At 71.0% G+C, this 17,594-nt stretch carries 16 protein-coding genes and 1 pseudogene; 6 read left to right on the top strand and 11 right to left on the bottom strand.

All coding sequences use genetic code 11. The features are described from left to right. Positions 1-78: 78 nt before the first annotated feature. Positions 79-468 (bottom strand): annotated as a pseudogene (locus HUO13_RS37575) (CoA-transferase); the annotation flags it as partial. A 99-nt stretch (positions 469-567) separates the two neighbouring features. Continuing rightward, on the bottom strand, positions 568-729 hold the full coding sequence (locus HUO13_RS20435) for a hypothetical protein (protein WP_211896727.1): 162 nt from the start codon (positions 727-729) through the stop codon (positions 568-570). 1,958 nt (positions 730-2,687) lie between these two features. Here HUO13_RS20435 and HUO13_RS20430 point away from each other — a divergent pair. Continuing rightward, positions 2,688-3,110, top strand: a complete 423-nt coding sequence (locus HUO13_RS20430) for a PPOX class F420-dependent oxidoreductase (RefSeq protein WP_211903017.1) — start codon at positions 2,688-2,690, stop codon at positions 3,108-3,110. 23 nt (positions 3,111-3,133) lie between these two features. Further along, positions 3,134-4,156, top strand: coding sequence for an ABC transporter substrate-binding protein (locus HUO13_RS20425; protein ID WP_211896726.1), 1,023 nt, complete (start codon positions 3,134-3,136; stop codon positions 4,154-4,156). Here the strand turns inward: HUO13_RS20425 and HUO13_RS20420 are convergent. Then, a complete protein-coding gene (locus HUO13_RS20420; protein WP_211896725.1) occupies positions 4,138-5,040 on the bottom strand; it encodes an alpha/beta fold hydrolase in 903 nt (300 codons plus the stop codon). The two genes, HUO13_RS20425 and HUO13_RS20420, sit on opposite strands and share 19 nt — an antisense overlap. Before the next feature lie 256 nt (positions 5,041-5,296). Further along, a complete protein-coding gene (locus HUO13_RS20415; RefSeq protein WP_211896724.1) occupies positions 5,297-5,557 on the bottom strand; it encodes a hypothetical protein in 261 nt (86 codons plus the stop codon). Between the two features lie 115 nt (positions 5,558-5,672). Between HUO13_RS20415 and HUO13_RS20410 the strand changes: the two genes are divergently transcribed. Further along, entirely contained in the window at positions 5,673-5,969 is a 297-nt protein-coding gene (locus HUO13_RS20410) for a Tn3 family transposase (RefSeq protein WP_211896723.1), read from the top strand. A gap of 197 nt (positions 5,970-6,166) precedes the next feature. Here HUO13_RS20410 and HUO13_RS20405 read toward each other — a convergent pair whose 3' ends face one another. After that, the gene (locus tag HUO13_RS20405; protein WP_211896722.1) at positions 6,167-6,766 is read right to left on the bottom strand and encodes a TetR/AcrR family transcriptional regulator; all 600 of its coding nucleotides are present in this window, start codon (positions 6,764-6,766) and stop codon (positions 6,167-6,169) included. A gap of 97 nt (positions 6,767-6,863) precedes the next feature. Between HUO13_RS20405 and HUO13_RS20400 the strand changes: the two genes are divergently transcribed. Beyond that, a complete protein-coding gene (locus tag HUO13_RS20400) occupies positions 6,864-8,354 on the top strand; it encodes a carboxylesterase/lipase family protein (RefSeq protein WP_211896721.1) in 1,491 nt (496 codons plus the stop codon). A gap of 224 nt (positions 8,355-8,578) precedes the next feature. Then, positions 8,579-9,304, top strand: coding sequence for a dienelactone hydrolase family protein (locus HUO13_RS20395; RefSeq protein WP_211896720.1), 726 nt, complete (start codon positions 8,579-8,581; stop codon positions 9,302-9,304). 529 nt (positions 9,305-9,833) lie between these two features. Here HUO13_RS20395 and HUO13_RS20385 read toward each other — a convergent pair. The 3 genes from HUO13_RS20385 to HUO13_RS20375 all read right to left on the bottom strand — a co-directional run bounded on the left by HUO13_RS20385 (position 9,834) and on the right by HUO13_RS20375 (position 12,925). Then, entirely contained in the window at positions 9,834-11,036 is a 1,203-nt protein-coding gene (locus tag HUO13_RS20385) for a S8 family peptidase (RefSeq protein WP_249123892.1), read from the bottom strand. Between the two features lie 282 nt (positions 11,037-11,318). Continuing rightward, complete coding sequence (locus tag HUO13_RS20380; RefSeq protein ID WP_211896719.1) at positions 11,319-11,945, bottom strand: alpha/beta hydrolase; 627 nt, start codon at positions 11,943-11,945, stop codon at positions 11,319-11,321. After that, entirely contained in the window at positions 11,942-12,925 is a 984-nt protein-coding gene (locus HUO13_RS20375; RefSeq protein WP_211896718.1) for a ring-cleaving dioxygenase, read from the bottom strand. The genes HUO13_RS20380 and HUO13_RS20375 overlap by 4 nt, the downstream gene beginning before the upstream one ends. A 173-nt stretch (positions 12,926-13,098) precedes the next feature. Between HUO13_RS20375 and HUO13_RS20370 the strand changes: the two genes are divergently transcribed. Continuing rightward, positions 13,099-13,590, top strand: a complete 492-nt coding sequence (locus tag HUO13_RS20370; RefSeq protein ID WP_211896717.1) for a MarR family winged helix-turn-helix transcriptional regulator — start codon at positions 13,099-13,101, stop codon at positions 13,588-13,590. 94 nt (positions 13,591-13,684) lie between these two features. Here HUO13_RS20370 and HUO13_RS20365 read toward each other — a convergent pair whose 3' ends face one another. From HUO13_RS20365 to HUO13_RS20355, 3 genes are all read right to left on the bottom strand, one after another. Further along, positions 13,685-14,278 (bottom strand): TIGR03086 family metal-binding protein, encoded by a 594-nt coding sequence (locus HUO13_RS20365; RefSeq protein WP_211896716.1) that lies wholly within the window; start codon positions 14,276-14,278, stop codon positions 13,685-13,687. Between the two features lie 86 nt (positions 14,279-14,364). Further along, complete coding sequence (locus tag HUO13_RS20360; RefSeq protein WP_211896715.1) at positions 14,365-16,224, bottom strand: helix-turn-helix domain-containing protein; 1,860 nt, start codon at positions 16,222-16,224, stop codon at positions 14,365-14,367. A 4-nt stretch (positions 16,225-16,228) separates the two neighbouring features. Further along, positions 16,229-17,581: an MFS transporter gene (locus HUO13_RS20355; RefSeq protein ID WP_211896714.1), complete on the bottom strand. Its 1,353-nt coding sequence runs from the start codon at positions 17,579-17,581 to the stop codon at positions 16,229-16,231. Between the last annotated feature and the right edge of the window lie 13 nt (positions 17,582-17,594).

Here is a 17,594-nt window from a genome sequence, read left to right as displayed (position 1 = left end):
ACGGCGTAGCTGCCCGGAGATGGCCGGGTCGTAGACGGTCTGGGTGGTCTGGAGCTGGTGGGGGACCACGACCAGGGCGTCGACGAGGATGCCGGGCACCCGCACCGACTGCGGAGCGAGGCTGCCGCCCTGGGCCAGGCGCTTGACCTGGGCGATGACCACGCCTCCGTTGTTGTGCGCCGCGTAGGCGAGGTCGAGGGCCCCGGGTGGGGAGGCTTCGTCCTCGAAGGTCAGGTTGCCGTGCTCGTCGGCGGTGGTGGCGCGGATGATGGCCACGTTCGGGGTGATGGCCTGGAAGTAGAGCCACTCCTGCTTACGGGGGCCGGCGGTCTCGGCGAAGTGCTCACCGAGACCGGCCAGCACGGCGTCCGGGCATCCCAGCCCGGACGACGAGCTGACGGTGATCACGTCACCGTCGTTGATCAGGTCGGCCGCTCGGCGGGCGGTGAGGATCTGAGGTGTGTGCATGACGTGTGCTTCCTCGAAACGTCGTTGGTCTGCGGCGGGCCGTGTGCCCAGGCCGGCGTGCCGGTGCCGCGACGATGGTGGTGGTGGTGGGTCCGTCGGTCAGCCGGCGATCGGCGTGGACTCCGGGATGGCGGCCAGCGCAGCCGCGGCGGCCTGCGCGACCTGCTCGGGCGGCTGGGACCACCAGTGGTCGCTGAGCACCTCGACCTCGATCAGGCATTGATATCCCGCCCGGCGCGACAGCTCGACGAACCGCGCCATGTCGATGTGCCCCTGGGCCGGACCGCGCCAGCAACTGTCCGGGTCCGGTCTGGCATGACAAGACCGCTGGCGCGGAATCGAGACCAGCAGCCGAGTCCTCGGAACCCAGGCCACCCGCGTCGAGTCCGACGGCACCATCGAAACCAGCTACGACGCAGTCGACGACGAACAGCCCTCGCGTCGAACTCGGCCGCGTGGGATGGAGGTTGCTGCACGACAGCCTGCAAGGTCGCAGGTCCACGGAGAACTCGGTCCTCCTGCCGGCTCCGCTGATCACTCGTGCCTCAACCGGCCCTGCTCCGGCAGCATAAGAGCCTTGTCGCCCCGAGCAGGCCACAAGAGACGGTGAACAGGGGATAGGCGCCCACGCGCCTCATGAAACCCGGGTGATGGTGGTCAGCCGGCGGGACAGTGTCGCTGTGACATACGCCCACCTCTTTGCGGATTGGCCATCCGGCGAGACAGGGGAGGGATAGCGTCAGCAGCCGCCTCAGTCAAGAACACCGCCACCTCCGGGGATCCGCGGGCAATGGCGAACAACCTTGCGGCTCACACCACGCACTCCACCCAGCCCAGTCGGCCCGATATGCCCGCACCGTATTGGCCAGCAACGCCTGGTCGGCATAGGACAGCGCATAGGGACAGCAGGGGCAAGGGCCGAGGGAGTGACCGAACGAGTTACTTAACATAATGTACATTATCGGCACTCTGACGATCTGCTGAAACATCCCGGAGAGTGGCCGGCCGGCCGCCGTGTCGTCGTCGCTCGCAGCATTTGCATCGGCGCGACGCGCGGGCCGCCGCGCTGCCTGCCGAATGTCGACGCGACGTTCGCACCGGCCGGCGACGAACGACGGATGCCGTGATCCGAGCGCCGGCGCCGAGCGGTCCGGGCAGTCACCATGCGACGGCAGCGCGACCTCGGAGTCCGACCTGTGGCCAGCTTCCCCATGCAGGTCTGACGACCCGGCCGACCGCCCATTAACGTCACTGTGACGTATTGGAGCAGGGATATCCGGGGCGGTTTCCCTTGGTGCGCAAGAGCTTCGACGCGGACACGACACGTCGAAGTTGATGTTGATACCAGCCTGGGCGAAGCGCTCGTCCGGGCCGCGACCGCTCCGGACCGTGCCACGGCGACGACGATCCCAAAGCAGCACGCCGGAACGCGCCACAAGGGCGCACCGAGCTGGCGGCAAGGGTGGCGATTCAACGCCATCCCCCGGGAGTGGTCGCTACACTCCTTCGGAGACCTTTCTCCATTTGATGGATAATGCAGATTATCCATCAAACATCGTCAGCGGAGTCCACGCCGATCCGCACTAGTCGAATCGCCCTGGCTCTCTCGGCCCGCTCCGACCGTGCGGCGCCGCTTCTTCTCCGTCGCACGCTCGACGCTCTCCTGCCTCACCGCACACGATGTGTTGCCAGGCCGCCCACTCGTGCACCACTCCCCTGGGCGGTCGACTTTTCTCCCCACTGACCCGTGTCGCGGCGACGTTCAAGGACAGTTGGGCCAGCCCACCGTCGGGGGTTTCTGCCTGTGCGCCGCCGGGTAATCGGCGGGCGGTTGACGGCACTGGTCCCCCACGTCCGACGAGAGAATCACAGGTGAAGGTCGTCTGCGTCTCCTATCCCGGCGAGAGCGTTCGCGAGGAGCCCGGAGTGCTGTGGGCATGATCGGAGCGCGTACGGCGTTGCGGCTCAAGGAGTTCGACGTACGGCAACTTCAGGCACACCACGTTCGATCCGAGGCACGCGATGACGATCCACTGTTCGGGGATGACCGTCGAGGCGCGGCAGCGGATTGCGGCGGGGATCCGGGAGATGTTGGAGTCGTACCCGGCGGGTGAGCCGCTGCCGGGTGATTACGTGTTGGTGGACGGGTCCGGTAGTTGACCTGGATGTGGTTTCGCCGGGCGTTGTCCGGTGTCGACGTGCGATGAGGAGGTCTGGTGATGGCCAAGCCACCTGTGCCCGAGGAAGTCGGCCGGTTGCTGGACAAGGCGAATCCGGCGACGATCGCGACCGTCCGGCCGGATGGGCAGCCGGTGTCGGTGGCGACCTGGTACCTGTGGGAGAACGGCCGGGTGCTGGTCAACATGGATGAGGGGCGCAAACGGCTGGAGTATTTGCGGCGCGAGCCGCGGGTCACGCTGACCGTGCTTGATTCCGATGACTGGCACACCCATGTGAGCCTGCAGGGCCGGGTGGTGGAGATGGTGGACGACCCGGAGCTGGCCGATATCGACCGGTTGGCTCATCGCTACTTCGGCAAGCCCTACCCCGTGCGTGACCGCAAGCGTGTCAGCGCGTGGATCGAGGTGGAGCGCTGGCACGGGTGGGGTGCGATGGAGAACAAGGACGTCACCCACCACTGAGTGCCGGGTAGCGCGGGGGTTGGGTGGCGGTGAGCGTGCGGGCTGCTCTCGTGACGCCGTTGTCGGGGCCGTTGGCCGGGTTCGGCCGGGCGACAGCGATGGCGTTGCGGGTCTGGGCGGAGCGGTTCTCCGGTGCCGATGGGGTGGATCTGGAGGTCGTCGACGCGCATCCCGATGCGCGGATGGCGGTGCGGTCGGCTGAGCGGTCGCGGCCGGATTTGTTGTTCGGGCCGTATGGCAGTGGCCCGGCGGCCGCGGTGGTGTCGGCGACGTCTCGTCTGGTGTGGAACCACGGTGGGGCTCGTCTGGAGCCGAGGCCGAACGTGGTCAACGTGCTTGCGCCCGCGGCGAGCTATTTCCACGGTGCGTTGCGGGCGGTTCGGCGTGCTGATCGCGGTGCGCGGCGGGTGGTGCTTCTGCACTGTGCGACTGGGTTCGGTCGTGGTGTGGCGGCCGGGGCCGAGCAGGAGGCGGGGCGGCTGGGTTTCGTGGTCGAGCGTGCCGTGCTTCCCGCCGAACCGCCTGGTGGTGATGTGCTGCTGGTGGTCGGGCGGTTCGACGAGGAGGTTGCCGTCGCCCGGGGGTTGGGGCAGGGCGGATGGTCTGCGGTGGGTTTCGTCGGTGCTGGGGTCGAGGAGGTGCTGGCGGGACTGGGTGCCGGCCGCGAGGGACTGCTCGGGCCGGCCCAGTGGTTGCCCGCGACGGCGCCGCGCCCGGACGAGGGACCTGGTGCGCGGGAGTTCGTTGCCGCTTATCGCGGGTTGGCGGGCGGTGAGCCGCCCTACCCCGCTGCTCAGGCGTTCGCGGCGGGTGTTGTGGCGTTGCGTTGCCTGCGCGATGCGGGTGGTGCTGATGACGGGGCGTTGGCCGAGGCTGCGCGGGCGTTGGACTGCACGACGTTGTTCGGGCGTTTCCGGTTGTCTCCGGAGTCCGGGCAGCAGGTGGGGCATCAGGTGTTGACCGTGCAGTGGCAGGACGGTGTGCGGGTGGTGGTCTGGCCGCCGGAGCAGGCGGATGCGGGTTTGCGCTATCCGTTGGTGGGTTGAGTGGTCCTGTGGTGGTCGTCGGGTCGGCGGGTTTCGGCTGCATCGAGCGTCTCCCTCAGCCGGTCGGCGAAGGGCACGGGTTGTTCGGAAACGCCGATGTGTCCGCCCGGGAACTCGACGGGTTCGGTGCCGAGGTGGTGTGCGAGCGATGTCGCGGTGCGGTGCGGGAGCTCGTTGCGGGAGTGCTGTCCGGCGGCGAGGACGAGTTGGTGGGCGCGGGATCGCAGGGTGGGCAGGTCTGGGGTGTAGGCGGTGAACGGGCACAGGATGTGTTCCAGGAACAGGGGCAGGTTGGCGTGCATGCGGGTGAGCATCGCGTCGCGTTGGACTGGTAGTCCGGCGTCGGGTGGGATTTCCTGCTCGGCGGGTTGGCGGTCTATTGGGGCGAGACCTGCGGCGAGGGCGGCCATTGCCGGTGCGGTGCCCTGGTCGCGGTAGGTCTGGCGGACGTGGGCGAACATCGCTCGGTGCTGTGCGGCGTCGGGCAGGATTTCGACCGCGGGTGGTTCGTGGGCGATGACGGTGCCCAGCCGGTCGGGGTGCCGGGTGAGCAGGTCGAGTGCGACGAAGGCGCCGGAGCTGGTGCCGAGGACGTGTGCGGTCTCGCCCGGCGGGAGCAGTGCGTCGAGGAGGTGGTGGGCGTCGTCGCTGTGGGTCTGCACCTGCTGGTCGCCGACCGGAGTGTGGAGGTGGCTGCGGGAGAAGCCGCGGGGGTCGTAGCTGAGGACGGTGTAGCGGTCCGCCAGGTGGGTGGCGATGCCGCCGAAGATGGCGGCGTCGGCGGATCCGCCGGGGATGAGCAGCAACAGCGGGCCGGTTCCGCATGTTTCGTGGTGCAGCGTGGCGCCGGGTACCGGCAGGGTGCCGGTCGTGAACGCGGTCATGGTGGGTTTCTCCGCTCGGGGTGTTGCTGGTTGGTCAGCGGAGACAACCTAAACCTAGAGCCATTAGGTTTTCAGCTAGTTTTTCTAGATCGTTGAGTACGGGCAGGTCAGGCCCTCTTCTGGATCTTCTCGCGGCTGGCGGTCTTCTCGCGGCTGCTGCCGGAGCGGCGCCGTGACGCCGCGGGCTTGCGCCGGGAGGTGCGGGAGGACTGGGCCGGCCTCGGGGAACATCGGTACAGCGGTGCGCTGAGATTGATCATGGTCCGATCGGCGCGAGTGTGCTGACGCGGTGCTCGTACCCGCGGCGGGCCTTGCGCTGGGCCGGAACAGCCGGGACGCCCCGGCCGCCGTCGAGCGGCTGGCAGCGAGCGAGGAGCTGACGGTGCACGGCCGGGACGGCGGTGACGCGCAGGGTGTAGCCCTGGCCGCGCCGAACGGTCGTCCCTTGGCCGAGCGCGGCCCGCTCTGCGGGCTCCAGGTCGGCGGCACGGAGGAAGTCGGCGACCTTGCCCGGCATGTCGAGGGTGACCGGTAGTTCTGGGGCGGGGCGTCCGGGTCGGCGGCCGTGTGCTCGGGCAGGAGGTCGGCGACAGCCGTGCGGATGGCGCCGTGGTCGCGGGCAAGGGCAAGGTTTGGAGGATCAGCTGGGCAGTCTGGGTCTGGCGTTGAACGCGGTCATCTGGTGGAACAGCCTGTACCTGGATGCTGCTGTCAAGCACCTGCGCCAGCAGGGGTTCCCGGTCACCGATGAGATGTGCGCGCGGCTGTCGCCGATCCAGTACGACCACATCAACTTCCTGGGCGCTACGCCTTCTCCCGAGCTGATGTGGCCGGGGGTTTGCGTCCCTTCCACGACGGCGCCCACGAGAGCGGCTGAGCGTCAGTTCAGGGAACTGATCAGGAGGCCGCGCGAACATGGAGCTGGGTGAGGGTCAGTCGGTGGTTGACCGCCACGATGCATGGGGCTCGGTACGGCGGGCGTCGGCGCGGACGCTCAGGGCGTAGATGGGACGGTCGTTGCCGGGCGCGGTGCCGAGGTAGAGGTGGCCGGTCAGATGGCACCAGGCCGGGGAGCGGCCGGACTAGAGCTGATCTTGTCCCACCTGCCCCTGTGTCCGGGAGCAGGTCACCTACTCCTGAACAGCCGGTCCAGATGCACGTCGATCGCGGCGAGCGCGTCCTGGGGCTCGATCACGTCGAGTTCGATCAGGGAGGTGAAGCCGGTGAGGGCGAGGAGCAGGTTGGTCTCGGTCGCCGGGTCGCGGCCGGAGTCGATGTGCCCGTCGGCGATCGCCTGGTGGACCAGCCGCTCGACGAGGGCCCGCCCTTGGACGAGGCCGCGGCGCGCCTGCTCGTGCACGGCCTCGTCGTGCAGCGCCTCCAGGACGTAGGCGGCGCTCATCCGGCTGGTCGCGCGGGCGTCGGCATGCAGGGGGAGCATTTCCGCGAGCGTCAGTCGCAGCACGTCACGGGGGTGCGGACGGTCACCGAGCTTTTCGAGTCCCTGGTGTATGCGCACCGAGGTCTGCTCGGACGCGAAGTCCATGGCGAAGGAGAGCATGGCGGTCCGGGAGGCGAAGTAGTGCTGCAGCTGCCCGAGTGACATGCCCGCCTCCTGCGCCACCACGCGCATCGTCAGCTGTGTGACGCCGCGCTGCTCCACCACCCGCCACAGTGCGCGGGCGATCGCTTCGCGGCGTCCGCGGTGATCCACCTGTTTCGGCATCGCCGGCCCCTCCCTCGTACCCCGGGACTGTTCCAATACAGTTGACATAATACACCTGACCCATAATCCTGGGGTCCACTCGAGGGAAGGACTCGTCATGTCCGAACAGCCAAAGGTACGGACCACGGAAGGCGTGGTGCAGGGGCGCCGGCGGCAGAGGCACGCGGTGTTCCGCGGCATCCCCTACGCCCAGCCGCCGGTCGGAGCGCTCCGCTTCGCCGCGCCCGCGCCGCCGCACCGCTGGGAGGGGACGAGGCAGGCGGTCGAGTTCGGCCCCGTGGTGCCGCTGTCCCTGCCGATCGACGTGCCCCCGCAGGGCACCGACTGGCTGACGCTCAACGTCGGCACTCCGGATCCCGGCGCGGCGGGACTGCCGGTGCTGGTGTGGATCCCCGTGGGCGGCTACCTCTCGGCGGCGTCGAGCGACCCGATGTACGACCCGGCAGCGCTGGCCGAGGCGGGAGTCGTCGTGGTGACCATCAACTGCCGCGTGGGTGCGGAGGGATTCGCATTCCTCGACGACGCGCCGCCCAACCGCGGATTTCTCGACCAGATCGCGGCGCTGGAGTGGGTGCAGCGCAACATCGCCGCCTTCGGAGGCGACCCCGGCCGGGTCACCGTGGGCGGGGTGTCCGCCGGGGCGGGCTCGGTCGCCGCCCTGCTGACGATGAAGTCCGCGCGCGGCCTGTTCCGGCGGGCCATCGCCCATTCGGTGCCGGGGCTGCACAGCACCCCCGCGCTGGCACGGCAGGTCACCGCCGCGTTCGCGAATCGGCTCGGCGCGGCGGCCCCCACCGCCGAGGCCCTGCGCGACATCGACCCATGGCACCTGGCCGCCGAGCTCACCTTCTTCAACGCCGGCCTCCACGCGCATAGGGAGAGCTGGGGACGCCTCACGGACACCGGCACCGCGCTGTGCCCCGTCGTCGACGGCGAGGTCCTCCCGGAAACGCCCTGGCCCGCGCTGACCGGCGCGCGCGCGAGCGGGACCGAACTGCTCGTCGGCCACACCCGGGACGAATTCCGGTACTTCAGCGTCATGAGCGGACGGTACGGCACCTTCACCGAGCAGGACGCCCACGCAGCCCTGGAACTGCACGCCCCGCAGCCGGACGGCGCGCGGGCCTACCGTGCCGCGTTCCCGCAGGCAGGACCGGAGGAGCTGGTGGAGACGGTGTACTCCGACGCCCTCTTCCGCATGCCGTCACAGAAGCTGGCCGAGGCGAACGCCGCAGTCGGCGGCACCTCGTACCTGTTCGAACTGTGCTGGGTTGCCCCGGCCCTCGGCGGCATCCTGGGCGCCTGCCACAGCCTCGACGTGCCCCTGGCGTTCGGCACGTTGGACAGCCCCGTCGGCACCCAGCTCATCGGCGTGGAGCCCACTCCCGAGGCCGTCGCGCTCTCCCGCGAACTCCAGGAAGCATGGGTCCGCTTCGTCACCACCGGCGACGCGGGCTGGTCCGCCCACCGGCCCGGCGGGCACCTCACCCGCGTCCTGGACACCGAGTCGAAGAGTCTGCCCTACCCCGAACAGGCATCCCGCCAGATCTGGGAAGGCCACTCCCCCGCCCCCTTCGATCTCTCGTAATCGTTTGGGTCGGCTCCTACGACTGCGACGCCACCACTCACCTGCCCATCGGGGACAGCGCGAACACCCGGCCCGCCACCATGATCGCTCATGTACGTGATAAAGGTCTTCATCACGTACATGCCCTGCCCCTGGCTGCGGTACCCAGGTACCGAATGCAAGCCCTTCTCGCGTAGCGCCAGAATCCGGTCCGATTCTCCCCGAATGCATTACCGTCCAGTCGCATGACGACGGTCACAACCCGTACGGTCGAATACCCGGCCGACAACCTGACGATGATCGGATACCTCGCGCTCCCGGCCGGTGCCGAGCGCCGACCCGCGGTCCTGATCGGACCCGAGGGGGTGGGTCTCAGCGATGTCGAGCGCCGCCGGGCCGAGGCTCTGGCCGAGGTGGGGTACGTGGCGCTGGCTTTCGACCTCCACGGTGGACGCTATTTGGAAGACCCAGAGGAAATGTTGGCCCGTTGCATGCCGCTGCTCACCGACCCCGACCGGATGCGAGGAATCGGTCACGCCGCGCTCGACGTGTTGCGTGCCGAACCACGGGCCGACCCCGACCGGATCGCCGCCGTCGGCTACGGCACTGGGGGTGCGGTCGCACTGGAACTCGGTCGCGATGGTGTCGATTTGCGCGCGATTGGGACGGTCAACGCACTCACCACGGGCCGACCGGGCGAGGCGGCACGCATTCGCTGCCCGGTATGGGCCGGGGTCGGGTCGGAGGACCCGATGATGCCGCCCGCCCAACGGGACGCGTTCACCGCGGAGATGCAGGCTGCGGGCGTCGACTGGCGCCTCGTGGTTTACGGGGGAGCCCTTCACGCCTTCCACCATCCACCGGTCGACCACACCGTGCGTCCCGGCGTCGGCTACCACCCACGGCACGCACAGCGGGCCTGGCGTGACGTCGTCGCTCTGCTCGCCGAGTGCCTGCCCGTCACGGATTGATCCGATCGGCTCCTGATGCTTTGAGCGCCGTAGCGCGATCAGATCCCGGTCCGCATCGTCCAGGAAGAAGAACCGTTCCAGCTCGGGGCGGGTCGGCTCCTCGGCGAACTTCCCGTACGCCTCGGCCTGCTCATCAGTCAGAACTCCACCGGCACGAGGGGACCGTAGCCAGCGCCGCTACCTGCCCGGCGATCTTTCCGCGAACCCCGGCGGAGCCCTCAACCGGTGTGCTAGCTGACCATGATCGTTCTCAGCGGCAACGGCTGTACCGATGTTCCCCAAGGCCGTGGACCTCAGCCGCTCCCCTTTCCCCATCGTCTCGCGGTCCGGCTGCCTGGACACAGTGGACGGTGGATGGGTCAGTGCTGCGTGTTCGGGGTTGGGGCCCCTCTCCCCTGCCCGGAGTCGGGTCTGCTCGAGCAGGTCGATCAGGCCGTGGGCCAGCTCGTGGACGCGGCACACACCGTGGCCTACCCGGGGAGCCGGGTAGGCCACGGTGTGTGCCGCCAGGTGGTTCAGCGGGTGGTCGTCACCGGCCGAGCTGGGTGACGTTGAGCAGCACGTTGGGCGATCCGCTGCCCGGGCTGGTCACCACTCCCTGCTGGCCGCCGCGCACGAGGGCGTCGCGGACCTGCTGCGGCGTGGCGCTGGGGTGGGCGGCCAGGTGGATGGCGGCCGCGCCGGCCACGTGCGGGGTGGCCATCGAGGTGCCGCTCATCGAGGTGGAGCCGCCGCCGTTGCGGGTGGAGGTGATGTTGCTGCCGGGTGCGAACAGGTCCAGGCAGCGGCCGTAGTTGGAGAAGCTGGAGCGGCGGTCGGAGGAGTCGGTGGAGCCGACGGTGATCGCCTCGGCGACGCGGGCCGGGCTGGTGTTGCACGCGTCGCGGTTGTCGTTGCCCGCGGCCAGCGCGAAGCTGACGCCGGCCCGGATGGCGCCGCGGACGGCGTCGTCGACGGACTGGCTGGCGCCGCCGCCCAGGCTCATGTTGGCCACCGCGGGGGCCTCGGCGTTCTGGGCGACCCAGTCGATGCCGCCGATGACCTGGGACCACTGGCCCGAGCCCTGGCAGTTGAGCACCCGCACCGAGACGATGTCCGCCTTCTTGGCCACGCCGTACTCGCGGCTGGCGATGGTGCCCGCGACGTGGGTGCCGTGGCCCTGGCAGTCGGAGGCGTCGCTGTCGTTGTCGATGAAGTCGTGCCCGGAGCGGGCGCGGCCTTCGAAGCTGGTGTGGCGCAGGTCGACGCCGGTGTCGAGCACGTAGGCGGTGGCCCCGGCGCCGTCGTTGGGGTAGGTGTAGGCGCTGTCGCGGCGGCCGTCGATGCGGTCCAGGCCCCACGACGGCGGGTTCTGCTGGGTGCCTGCGACGTGGGCGATGCCGTCGGCCTCGACGTAGCGGACGTGGGGGTCGGCGGCCATGCGGCGGGCCTGCTGTTCGGTGGCGTTGACGGCGAAGCCCCGGAAGGAGGCCGAGTAGACGTCGCGCACCGTGGCCCCGTAGCGGTCGGCCAGGCCTTGGGCCTGGGCGCTGACCGCGGCTTCGGCCGTCGCCGACGGCGAGGCGGGGCCGGTGAGGGCGACGATGTACTGGCCGGCGACGGTGCCTGCCTGGCCGGCGTTGCGGATCTCGCCGAGGGTGTCCTGGCTCGCGGTGGCGGTGCCGGCGGCCAGGACGGTGGTGGCGACCGCGCCCAGGCACAACGCGGTGAAGCGGCTTCTGCCTGCTCTCATTCCTCTGCTCCTTGGCTTCGGGTGAACCCCTTTCCCCGTGCGGGGATGGGGTTTGTGGAGCCACCGCCGCGGTCGGGGGTTTGCTGGTCGCGGCGGTAATGCAGATCACTTTTGCGGGCGGTGGGAAGCCGAACAATCCGTGTATCGGTACGTATGGGTACTTATTCGAGGCGGGTTGCGGTGAAAGGCGTAGCGGCGGGCGTGGTCCTGGCTCGGTGGAATAGGACAGAAGGCCCCATGCCGGTGGGCATGGGGCCTGGCGGGTCCGGTGGGTGGGCGTGCTCAGGTGCGTTCGGCTGGTGCGGCCAGCCAGTTCTTCGCCGTCTCGATCGCATCCGCGGTGATCTGGTGTCCACCCGGATGGCGGTGCGTGGTGACCTCGGCGTTGCGGCGCTGGAGGGTATCGACGAGCGCCTCGGCCGATGGCAGGGGTGCCATCGGGTCCTGTTGTCCGTTGGAGAGCAGGACGCGGGTGCCGGTGAGGTCGTGGTCGGGCGGGTCCGGCAGCGGGAGCATGGCGGCGAAGGCGGCGGCCTCGCGCAGCGCGTCGGGGCGCAGCAGGGCGGTGGCGGCGGCGATGTTGGCGCCGTTGGAGAACCCGACGGCGACCAGGCGGCGCTGGTGCAGGCCGTAGTGGTCGCGGGCGGCCAGGACGAAGTCGGCGAGCTGGCCGGCGCGGGCGATGACGTCGTCGTGGTCGAAGACGCCTTCGCGCAGGCGGCGGAACCAGCGGGCCATGCCGTTCTCGCTGACCGGTCCCGCTGGGGCCAGCACGGGTGAGCCGGGGCTGAGGTGCGCGGCGAGGTCGAGCAGGTCGTCGGGGCCGCCGCCGGTGCCGTGCAGCAGCAGGAGCACGGGCTTGCCGGGTTCGTCGTCGATGAACTTGTGGTGCAGGGATGGGGTGTTCATCGGTTCTCCGCGAGTCGCTGGGCGAGTTCGGGGTTGTTCTCGTCGGGTAGGTCGAGCTGGGGCAGGGTGGCCTGGATCTGCTCGCGGTTGGGTTCCAGCCACGGCGGCAGCTTCAGCGCGCGGCCGAGTTCCAGCAGGGGTTCGTCGGCGGTGAAGCCGGGTTTGTCGGTGGCGATCTCCAGCAGGGTGCCGCCGGGTTCGCGGAAGTAGATCGAGCGGAAGTACTGGCGGTCCAGCACGGAGGTGACGCCGACGCCCTGGTCGGCCAGTTCGGCGCGCCAGGTGGCCTGGGTGGTCTCGTCGGGGGCGCGCCAGGCGACGTGGTGCACGGTGCCGGCGGCCACGAGTCCGGGCTGCGCACCGGGGGTGACCAGGACGTCGACGAACGCGCCGGGGCCGCCTTCGCCCGCGGCGAAGCGCAGTCGGTTGTCGTGCTGCTCGTGGGGGCGCAGTCCGAGGTCGGCGAGCATCGCGACGGTGGCGTCCTCGGCGGAGACCGACAGGGTCACCGAGTGCAGGCCCCGGATTCCGTGCTCGGCGGGCACGATGCCGTTGTCCCACGGTGCGCGGGGATCGCCCTGGGGGTGGGCGACGAGGCTGATCGCGAGTCCGTCGGGGTCGCGGAAGCCCAGCGCCCGCTCGCCGTCGCGTTCGGCGATCTCGGTGGTGTCCACGCCGAGGGTGTCGAGGTGCTGCTTCCACCAGCCCAGCGACTGTTCGGGGACCGAGAAGGCGGTGGTGGTGGCCTGTCCGGTGCCGCGGCGTCCGGCGGGTGCGCCCTTCCAGGGGAAGAAGGTGATGAGCGAGCCGGGGCGGCCCGCCTCGTCGCCGTAGTAGAGGTGGTAGGTGCCGGGGTCGTCGAAGTTGACGGTGGTCTTGACCATGCGCAGTCCGAGGGTGCGCAGGTAGAAGTCGGCGTTGCGCTGCGGGTCGCCCGCGATCGCGGTGACGTGGTGCAGGCCGCTGGTGGCGATGGTCATCGCGCGCTCCTTCACTGGCCGGTGCTGGCTCCTCGGTCGCCGAGCCCGGTGTGCCGCCCGACTTCCTCTTACCGGGAAGACACTACGCCCCAGTTCTCTTTCTCGCAAGAGGTTTCCTGGAAAGGGTTGCGGTGTACACTGGGCGCGCAGTCCGCACCGCGAGGAGAACGCTCTTGAGCAGCGACGCCACCAGCCCGGCAGCCGCCACCACCGACCCGCGTCCCGGCGACGACGAGATCATCACCTGGTGGGGCCTGGTCATCGAGGGCTACCACGCCACCCAGGACCGGCTGATGGGCGCGATCGCCGACCGCTTCGCGATCACCCCGGCCGCCTTCGACATCCTGCTGCGGCTGGTGCGCTCCCCCGACCACCGCATGCCCATGACCCGGCTGGCGCGCGAGGCCGCGCTCAGCAGCGGCGGGTTCACCAAGGTCGCCGACCGGATGGCCGCCGCCGGGCTCCTGCGCCGCGAACCCTGCCCGGCCGACCGCCGCGTCACCTACGCCGCGCTCACCGACCACGGTCGCACCGTCGCCGAGCAGGCCCGCGCCACCGGCGCGCAGGTCCTGCGCGACCGGGTGCTGGCTCCCCTGGGCACCGAGCAGGCCGCCGCCCTGGCCGAGGCGATGCGCACCCTGCGCGAGGCCAACACCGAGCAGTGATGCGCGGCGGCTCAAGCAGGAGTTCTTCGCATCGCCGGGGCATCCCCGGCTCAGGCCGCTGCTGACGCCCGAGTACGGCAGGGCCGTGATCGGCTCAGGCCGGTCGCCAGTCCGGGTCGCGGCCCGCCATCCCCAGCACCCGCTCCAGCTCCGGCCGGTCACGACCGACTTCCACGACCGGGCCGAACAGGCCCTGCCGGGACTCCTCCTGCCCCGGCGCCGACATGGCGGCGACGAACTCCCCGCACACCCGCAGCAGCTCCGGGTCGACGTCGAAGGGCTGCCCGCTGGCGCGGGCCAGGTCCCAGCCGTGCAGCACCAGTTCGTCGACCACCACCTGCCCGGCGACCTCACCGGGCAGGTCGATACCGCCGGCGCGGGTCATGCCCTCCCACGCCGCCGGCCGGCGCCAGGCCTGCGCCAGCGCGTCCAGGCGGCGCGGGATGCGCTCGCGCCAGTCCCGGCCCAGCCTGCTCGCGTCCGGCGAGGGCGCCCGGTCGAGCACGTCGCCGAAATCCTTGGCCGCGGCCAGGGTGAACGCCATCGCCAGGTCGTCGATGTGGCTGAGCAGATCACCCACGGTGTAGTCGCGGCACGGCGTCGGCCCGGCCAGTTGCTCGTCGCTGACAGCCCGCACCAGCCCGGCGAGCTGCCGGGTCGCGGGTTCCAGATCGGACTCGGCCGCCATGTCCCGTCCTCCCCTGTCACGAAAAGCCCGCTCCAGCCTGCGGCCACCACGCCCGGGCGGCAAGGCAGCCCAGCCGAACGGCCCCGCTAGCCGACCAGGGTGTGCAGGTGCAGCGCGAGCTGGATCTCCAGCGCGCGCTCGGGACGCTGCCAGTCCTCACCCAGCAGCGTCGCGATGCGTTCCATGCGCTGCACCACGGTGTTGACGTGCACGTGCAGCTTGTCCTTGGTGCGGCTGAGGTTCCCGCCGCAGGCGAAGTAGGCCGACAGCGTGTCGGCCAGCCGCGTCCCGCGCCGCCGGTCGTAGTCCAGCACCGGGCCGATCGTCGCCCGCACGTAGCCCGCCAGGTCGCTGCGGTCGCCCAGCAGGGTGCCGACGAACCCCAGCCCCGACATCGCCGCCCCGTGCCCGGCGCGCCCCAGCGCCAGCAGTGCCCGCAGGCAGCGCTGCGCCTCGGCGTGGGCGGCCTCCAGCGCCGCGGGCCCCCGCGCCGGACCCGCCGCCCCGACCGTGACCGCGCAGCCCAGGGCCGCGCCGAGGTCGGCGGCCAGCCGCTCGCCCAACGCGCCCGGATCGTCACCGGGAACCAGCAGCACCACCTCGTCGGCGTGCACCCCGGCCAGGCTCGCGGTGGGGATCAGCGGCGCGGTCGCCGAGGTCAGCCGACGCCGGCTGGTGCTGTCGGCGTGGGCGACCGCGACCAGGTGCGGTGCCGCCAGATCCACCCCGAGCCGCCTGCCGCGCGCCACCAGGCCGGCCGGGTCGCGCTCGGGCGCGGTGAGCAGGTCGGTGATCAGCTCACCCCGCAGCCGGTCCTCGGTCTCGGCCACCGAGCGGCGCAACAACAGCAGCAGCGCGGTGACCAGACTCGCGCGTTCGAACAACCGCTGGTCGGCCGCCGACAGCCCCGGGCGCCCGGTCAGAGCGATCCCGCCCAGCGGCTCCGGACCGGCCAGGATCGCGCACACCCACACCCCGCCCCGGCACACCGCGCGCCCGGTCGCGCGGGAGTCGGCCAGCAGCTCCGCCGACGGGGCCAGGGCCTCGCTGCCCGCACGAGCCAGCTCCGCGCCCGCAGCGTCGTGCACGACGATCCCCCCGCCCAGGATCGTGCCCAGCGCGGTGGCCACCTGCTGCACGTCACCGCCGCGCAGCACGAGGTCGGTCAGTCGGTCGTGGGCGTCCTGGGCGCGGGCCAACGCGTCGCTGTGGCCGCGGATGAGGTCGTTGGCGCGGTTGAGCTCGGCCAGCGCCCGCTGCGACTCCTCCAGCAGCCGGGCGGTGTCCAGCGCGATCGCGGCGTGGTTGGCCAGCGAGGTCAGCAGCGACACCTCGGCGGCGGAGAACTCCCGCGGCGAGCGGTTGGCGGCGAAGATCACCCCGATCACCGTGCCGCCCAGTTGCAGCGGCACCCCGAGGATGGCCACCAGGCCCTCCTCGCCGACGCCGGTGTCGATCGCGGTGGTGTGGCGGAAGCGCGGGTCGCGCGGGTAGTCGGCGGTGGCGTAGGGCAGGGCGGTCTGGGCGACCAGCCCGCCCAGGCCCTCGCCCATGCCCAGCCGCAGCTGCTGGAACACCGCCGAGGTCGACCCGTCGGTGACCCGCATGAAGGTCTGATCGGCCTCCGGGTCGTTGAGCGTGAGGTAGGCGGTGTCGGAATGCAGCAGCGTGCGGGCACGGCGCACGATCGAGCGCAGCACCGCATCGGTGTCGCGCAGCAGCGCCAGGTCGTTGGCGGTGTCGAACAGGGCGGTCAGCTCCGCCTCGCGGCGGTGGTGCTGGGAGAGCCTGCCGCGGATGCGCAACGCGGTCTCCACCGCCTGCTCGACCCCGTCGCACTCGCCCGCCCAGGTCGCGACCTGGGCGATGCGCTCCACCGGAGCACCCGAGTCCAGCAGGTCCAGCAGGTGCGCCATCGCCGAGTCCGCTGTCGTCACGGCGGTCATCGTGTCACGGAGCCGCCGGCTCGTCGGCCGGTCGCGGCGAGCTCAGCGCCCGGCCCCGCGTCTCGGCGGCCGCGGCCAGCGCCACCACCGTCAGCAGCGCTGCGCCCGCCACGTACAGCGAGACCGGCACCGACGAGCCGAAGGCGTCCAGCAGCGCGGTCGCGATCAGCGGCGCCAGACCCCCGGCCAGGATCGAGGCCAGCTGGTAGCCCACCGACGCCCCCGAGTAGCGCACCCGCGTGGAGAACAGCTCCGAGAAGAACGCCGCCTGCGGCCCGTACATCGCCGCGTGCAGCACCAGCGCCACCGTCGTGGCCACGATGATCGCCAGCGGCGAACGGGTGTCCAGCAGCGCGAAGAACGCGAAGACCCACCCGGCCATGCCCAGCGCCCCCAGCGCGTAGACGCGGCGGCGGCCGAAGCGGTCCGACAGCGCCCCGAACAGCGGCAGCGCGAAGAACTGCACCAGCGAGCCGATGAGCACCGCGTTCAGCGCGACCTGCTTGGGCAGCTGAAGCGACTGGGTCAGGTAGACCAGGATGAAGGAGGTGATGACGTAGTAGGAGACGTTCTCCCCCAGCCTCGCGCCCATCGCGATCAGCACCTGCCGCCACTGGGTGCGCAGCACCTCCACGATCGGCGCGCGTTCGGGCTCGGGCCGGTGGCGGGCGGCCTCGGCGGCGGCCTGGAACGCCGGGGTCTCGGCGATGCTGATGCGGATCCACAACCCGATGAGCACCAGCGCGCCGGAGAGCAGGAACGGGATCCGCCAGCCCCACGCCAGGAAGTCGGCCTCCGGCTGCACCGCCGCCAGCAGCGCCAGCACCGCGGTGGCCAGCAGGTTGCCGCCCGGAGCGCCGGCCTGCGGCCACGCGGCCCAGAACCCGCGGCGGCGGGCGTCGCCGTGTTCGGAGACGATCAGCACCGCCCCGCCCCACTCCCCGCCGAGCGCGAAGCCCTGCACCAGCCGCAGCAGCGTCAGCAGCAGCGGCGCGGCCATTCCGATCGTGGCGTAGGTGGGCAGCAGGCCCATCGCCACCGTCGAGCCGCCCATCAGCAGCAGGCTCAGCACCAGCAGCTTCTTGCGGCCCAGCCGGTCGCCGTAGTGGCCGAACACCAGGCCGCCGACCGGCCGGGCGACGAAGCCGATGGCGAAGGTCGCCAAGGCCAGCAGCGTGCCGGTGACCGGGTCGGCGGCGGGGAAGAACAGCGTGTTGAACACCAGCGCCGCGGCCGAGCCGTAGAGGAAGAAGTCGTACCACTCGATGGTGGTGCCGATGAGGCTGGCTGTGACCACGCGCGCGATCGACGTGCGCGGCGGGTTCTGCGCCGCAGTGGCGGCGGGGTTCTGGGTCATCTCGTGCACCTGT

Origin of the sequence: Saccharopolyspora erythraea (assembly GCF_018141105.1) — a bacterium.
Classification (GTDB): Bacteria; Actinomycetota; Actinomycetes; order Mycobacteriales; family Pseudonocardiaceae; genus Saccharopolyspora_D; species Saccharopolyspora_D erythraea_A.
Note: the sequence above shows the minus strand (reverse complement) of the source record. Positions and strands in the feature narration are given on the sequence as shown.